This window comes from Nocardia sp. NPDC004722 (genome assembly GCF_053601505.1).
On record NZ_JBSGBY010000547.1, the window covers coordinates 1 to 5,817 of the forward strand.

Here is a 5,817-nt window from a genome sequence, read left to right on the forward strand (position 1 = left end):
TGCCCACCGCACCCACCTACTTCTGGCAGGCCCGCTACGACACCCTCACCGCCTTCGAACCGGTGTCCGAGGTAGCGGCCCGGTACTGCAAAGCCGGTGTCCCGCTGCAATTCCACCCCGTCGACGTCGCCGAACACATGACCGGCGCGGTCGCCGGTTTCGCCGACGCCTGGACCTACGTCGAATCCCGCTTCCGAGGCGACCCGGTCACCTCGAACTGCTGACGCCGTCGTCGCCGCCGAATCACGCCGATTCGGCGGCGAGGGCCGCGCCGACAATCCCTGCGTCGTTGTTCAGCGCGGCGGGAACGATCTCGGCCCGCACCTTGTCGATATGCGGCAGGAACTTGTCCGCATGCTTGCTGACCCCGCCGCCGATGATGAACAACGACGGCGAGAACGCCATCTCCAGATATTGCAGATAACGCTCCACCCGATGCGCCCACTGCTTCCAACTGAGATCGCGTTCCTCCCGCACATTCGCCGACGCATGATGCTCCGCCTCATGCCCATCCAGCTCCAGATGCCCGAACTCGGTATTCGGAATCAACACCCCGTTGTAGAACTGCGCACTCCCGATCCCGGTCCCGAACGTCAACATCAACACCGTCCCCCGCCGCCCTTTTCCGGCCCCGAACCGCATCTCCGCAATCCCCGCCGCATCCGCGTCATTCACCACGGTCACCGGCACCCCCAACGCCTGCGTGAGCCGCTCCCGAGCATCCAACCCGATCCACCCGTCATCAACATTCGCCGCGGTCCGGGTAACCCCATCCACCACCACCCCGGGAAACGTGACCCCCACCGCCCCACACCCCCCGAACTGCCCCACAACCCCCCGAACCACCTCGATCACCGCCTCCGGCGTAGCCGGCTGCGGCGTCAACTCCCGCACCCGCTCCTCAACCAGCCGCCCAGCCCCCACATCCACCGGAGCCCCCTTGATCCCCGTACCCCCGATATCGACGCCTAGGTAGGTATCCATCCCTCCATGATCATCGGTCTGCCCCGATAAAGCCACGCCCCGCGGCCACCCTGTTCAGCAGTAAGCCAGGTGATCTCGCCCCGGAACGGAAGATGGCCACGAAAATACATGCCGCCATTCTGCGGTGCGCTCGGCTCCGCCGGAGTACTCGCAGGCCGACGGGCTTCACAGATCAGGTCCGGAATTGGACCTAATCTGTCATGGCTCCACTTCTTGATCGACCACCGCGAAGCGGGTGTCGAGAATCTCGTCGAGTACCGGACCCACGTCGCGGGCTGGATCGAGATCACTCTGATAGATCAGGACCGCCTGTCCCGGTGGCAGATCCGGCGATACACAGGCGAGGAGTCCGCTGTAGGTGGCGGCCAGCGGCAGCAGTCGGGTGGAGTCGATCGCGGCCTTCCAGCCTGGAATGCCTTCCGGGTAGCCGTTTCTCGCGGCGAGCGTGAGCATCCGGCTGGGCTGGACGGGCCCGAACGACCGCCAATCCGGAGCAGTGAAGCCCGCGTGCACCTCACGTAGGAATCGCTGCAAGGGTTTCGGTATCGAATCCCATAATGGAGGCTCACTGTCCCCGAAAGTTGCTGGATCCCAGCCGATCCAACACACCACAGAGCGTTCGTCGTCGTAGTGTTCCGCAGCGTAGATCAGCACCCACTGCTCTTCGACGCGCCCGATCCGTACATCGGCGAGTTCGCTACGGAAAGTTTCCGCGAAGGTCGGCACCATCTCCCAGAACTCGGAATTCCAGAGCGAGAGTGCGGCGCGACATCGGTCCCGAGGGTCGGTGGCCTCGGCAATAGCGCGCCACCGTTTCGGAATATCGACCGGTTCGGCCGAGCCGAGATCGGGGAGCACGATCTCAGGTACCTCGCCCTCCCGCGCCAGACGCCGCTGGATCTCGGCCAGTCCGACTGCCATCAACAGCCTCCTTGGTTCTGCAGGTCGAGCATCGCGCGGCATCAGGTATCGGATTGTTGTTCGAGTTCGTTCAGTAGTGCTCGGGCGGGTTGGGTTTCGGCGGCCGCGATTCGCTCGTAGATCGTGATGGCTTCTTGCAGTACGACTTTGGCGGTGGCCGTGTCGCCGGTGCCGATCCGGCACCGAGCGATTCCCTCGAGCGCGCGGGCTTGTTCGAGTGGACTGTCGATGCGACGAGCCACCTCGAGCGCTTCCTCGTAGCGCGTCTGTGCTCGGTCGATATTGTCGGATGCGGCGAGCTGCGCCGCCAGCCGGTTCAGTGTTTCAGCTTCCCCGAGCCGGTGTCGGATGTCTCGGTAGGTCACGAGCGCCACGCACATCTCATCGATTCCGGCGGACGGACCGTCAGTGAGGTGCACTACCCACCCGAGGTTGGCGAAGGCGTCCGCGAGCCCTGCGCGGTTGCCGTGCTGGTGGTAGATCTTCAGCGCTTGCCGTATCAGGTCGGTGGCGGAATCGTAGTCGCCGCTGAGGTAGAGCACGCGGCCCAACTCGTTGAGGACGGACGCTTCCCCGGGCCGATTCTTGCATTCTCGGTAGATGGCGAGCGCCCGGCGCAGGGTGCGGTCAGCGGTCGGGTAGTCGCCGATCAAACGCTGTCCCCACCCGGCGTGCAGAAGCGTGACGGCTTCCCCGAACCGGTCTCCGAGGTCTGCGTAGATTCGCTGTGCTCGTTGCACGTTGCCGATCATCGCGCGGGGGTCGTCGGTCAGATACCGTAGCCAGGCCTGCTGCGCGAGAACATTCGCTTCCAGCTGTTTCAGGCCGACTTCCCGCACGATAGCCAGGGATTTCTCGGTGGAGACGAGCCCGGCGCCGTGGTCGCCGGCGAGGTATTGGACCCAACCCAGAATGCTGAGGGTGGCGGCTTCAGCACCGCGGGCGCCGCCATCGCGCCGGATGTCCAATGCCTGCGCGAGCAGGTCATACGCGGTTGTGTAGTCGCCGAGCAGGTGCACTACGTAGCCCAGGGTGTGCAGGACGGCGGCTTCCTCGAGCCGACTGCCGAGCTTGCGATAGATCGCCAGCGCCCGCTGCAGGACATCGGCGGCGGCCTTGAAGTCGCCGACCTGATAGCGCGCCTGGCCGAGCGTGCGGAGCGCCGCCGCCAAGGTGGTCGAATCGAGGCTGTCCGCCTGGGCTTCGAGCATCTGGTGCAACAGGTCGGCTGCTGCCGCGTAATCATCGGTCAGGTACCAGGCGAAGCCTGCCTCCTTGAAGGCGAATGCCACCGCATGACGGTCACCGATGGTGTGTGCGGCGACCACCTGCCGCTGGTAGATGCCGACGGATGGGGCCGTCGGGCCCTGCAAACGTAATTCGCCGCCGAGTGCGCGGGTCAACTCGACCACTCTGCTCAGCTGGTTGTCCGCGGCGGCGGAGCGCAGGCACGCCATCAGATTCGGTCTCTCGCGCCGCATCCACTCGACCGCGGCAGCGTAGGTGAACTGCCTCGGCGTGGACGACTGTGTTCGGGAGGTGGGTGCTGATGCCGTTGCCGGTGTACTGGCGGGGTGGCCGGCCGCGCGCAAGGTCCGCCAGTAGTAATCGAACAATCTGTCTGTGGCCGAGGCTTGCTCGGCGACCAGGTCTTCCGCCGCGAGCGTGTTTGCGTATTCGCGCAGGAGATCGTGTAGTCGGTAGCGTCCGGGGGCGGCTTCCTCGACGAGGTGGTCGGTATAGAGGGCGTCGAGTTCGCCTCTGACGATCCCGATCGGTAGGTCGACGAGGGCAGCTGCCGCGTAGGCGTCTATATCGGGACCCGAGTGCAGACCGAGTCGTCGGAACACCAGCTGCCGTCGTGGAGGAAGACCGGTATAGGAGGCCGCGAACGCGGCCCGGACCGCGCGCTGGCCCGCCTCGAGGACGCCGAGCCGCGTGCGGTCCTCCGACAGTTCGGCGGCCATGTCGGTAATGCTCCAGGTGGGGTGGTGTGCCAGCCGCCCGGCAGCGAGCACGATCGCCAAGGGCAGATACCCGCACGCCTGGACGACCGCGGCCGCGGCGGCCGCACTCATGCCGGTCGGGGTGCGCAGCGCCAGGGTGCAGAACAGGTCGATGGCCGTGTCCCTGTCGAGCGTGCCCACCGGCAAAGGAGTCGCGTCATCGAGCGCGATCAAACGCCGCCGACTACTGACCAGGACCAGACATCCGGGGGAAGCCGGAAGCAGCGGCTCGATCTGGTTACTGTCGCGGGCATCGTCGAGAACCAGCAGCACTCGCTTGCCGGCGAGGCGCCCGCGCCAAATGTTCCGACGCCCGTGGAGAGTTCCGGGGATATGGCGCGGGTCGATCCCGAGATCGGTGAGTAGCGTGCCCAGGACGTCGAAGGGATCGCTCGGAGTCAGGCCGGCAGTGTGGGTGTTGAGCTCCACGAAATATTGACCGTCGGGAAACTGGTCGGCGAGCAGATGCGCCGCACGGACGATCAACGCGGTCTTACCTATGCCGGCCATGCCGTCGACGGTATGGATCGCCACCGACGGTCCCGCGGTGGCCGCGTCCACGATCGATTGCAACTCTCGCTCACGCCCCACGAACGTGCCGATGGCACGGGGTAGCACCGTCGTCACTCTCGGACGAGCCCCGCGTTCATCGGACGCGGAATTCCGCTGTCGGGCACGTCGCTTGGCTTTGACCGGGCCCGTTGCGGAATCGTTTTCGGCGTCTGCCGCGGCCCACCACTGCTTCCACACCAGCGGATCCATCAACTCGGTCCGGGTACTACCCGGTTTCGGGGGTACGAGTTCGATCAAGGTCAGCAATGCCGGAGTGAACTGCTCGAACGATGCCGGTCGATGATGACCGGTCCGCCAATCACTGAGACGCTGCACCGACAAACCGCCACTGGCTCCCGGCGCCCGGGCCGCGCGGAGTCGTCTCTCAGCCGTTGTCACGACCCTCTGTAGCGTCGGATTCCCCGCAGCCTCAAACAATTCCGCCAACCGTGCAGCGAACCAAGCTCTCGCAGAAATGAACTCGCCAACAGGACGTTGGTGCCCCTCCACCATGACGACAGATTACCCAGGAACCCGCCACCGGAACCGAGTTTTCCGGCACCGGAAACCGACCCCTAGCAGCGAGCTTATGCCCGGATCTACCACTTGGCTGCGTGCTCCGGAAACGTAAGCGCGCGTACCCTGACACCGCACGGCATCACCAGAGCCACCCAGGTCATGGCGCGCCGCTACGCCTTACGTGCGACGCCTCCAAATGCGGCGATCTGCGCGAGCGTGCCCACTTGCGCCGGCTTCGGGCGCCATTCGGTGATCCGGACGAAGCCTGGCTCCTCGAACGAAAGGCCGTCGAACGCGGCACGAATCTCGGTCTGGGTACGCGGAACATACGGGACGCCACCAGTTTTGGCGTACTCCTCACACAAGTCCACATAGGACTGGCTGTCGACGGTGCCGTCCCACAACACCAGATAACTGCCTGTGGGCACCGCGTCCATGATGGTGCGCACGATGCGCAGCATGTCGTCGTAGCTGCGGGCGTGGCCGAGCACGCCCATGAACATCACCGCGATCGGCTGGTCGAAGTCCAGTATCGGGCGGGCGCCGGCGACGATCTGCTCGGGATGATGGAGATCGCGGTCGAGGTAGGTGGTGACCCCGTGCTCGCTGGCGTTGGTCAGCAACGCCCGCGCGTGGGTGAGCACCAGCGGATCGTTGTCGACGTAGACGATCCTCGCCTCCGGCGACACCGACTGCGCGACCTCATGGGTGTTCTGCATCGTGGGCAAGCCGGTGCCGATATCGAGGAACTGCCGGACACCGACCTCACCGGCGAGGTAGCACGAGCGCAGCCATCGACGAGCGTCTCACCTCCGATCCGCCGATGGCGAACTAT

The 5,817-nt window shown here is 65.3% G+C and carries 5 protein-coding genes; 1 reads left to right on the forward strand and 4 read right to left on the reverse strand.

What is annotated here, in order from left to right; translation table 11 throughout:
- Positions 1 to 224: lipase family protein (locus ACWELQ_RS36055; protein WP_452401493.1), on the forward strand; the 224-nt coding region annotated here is incomplete at its 5' end.
- Between the two features lie 19 nt (positions 225 to 243).
- On the opposite strand, the gene ppgK is transcribed toward ACWELQ_RS36055, so the two are convergent.
- The 4 genes from ppgK to ACWELQ_RS36075 form a co-directional block, all read right to left on the reverse strand.
- Entirely contained in the window at positions 244 to 1,020 is a 777-nt protein-coding gene (gene ppgK / locus ACWELQ_RS36060) for a polyphosphate--glucose phosphotransferase (RefSeq protein WP_452401494.1), read from the reverse strand.
- A 162-nt stretch (positions 1,021 to 1,182) separates the two neighbouring features.
- A complete protein-coding gene (locus ACWELQ_RS36065; RefSeq protein WP_452401495.1) occupies positions 1,183 to 1,905 on the reverse strand; it encodes a hypothetical protein in 723 nt (240 codons plus the stop codon).
- Between the two features lie 41 nt (positions 1,906 to 1,946).
- A complete protein-coding gene (locus ACWELQ_RS36070) occupies positions 1,947 to 4,976 on the reverse strand; it encodes a tetratricopeptide repeat protein (protein WP_452401496.1) in 3,030 nt (1,009 codons plus the stop codon).
- Positions 4,977 to 5,152: 176 nt separating this feature from the next.
- Positions 5,153 to 5,773 (reverse strand): SAM-dependent methyltransferase, encoded by a 621-nt coding sequence (locus ACWELQ_RS36075; RefSeq protein WP_452401497.1) that lies wholly within the window; start codon positions 5,771 to 5,773, stop codon positions 5,153 to 5,155.
- Positions 5,774 to 5,817: the final 44 nt, after the last annotated feature.

Excerpts from the sequence above, each read along its gene's own strand:
- ACWELQ_RS36065 (WP_452401495.1), bottom strand. The coding sequence starts at position 1,905 with ATGGCAGTCGGACTGGCCGAGATCCAGCGGCGTCTGGCGCGGGAGGGC.
- ACWELQ_RS36070 (WP_452401496.1), bottom strand. The coding sequence starts at position 4,976 with ATGGTGGAGGGGCACCAACGTCCTGTTGGCGAGTTCATTTCTGCGAGA.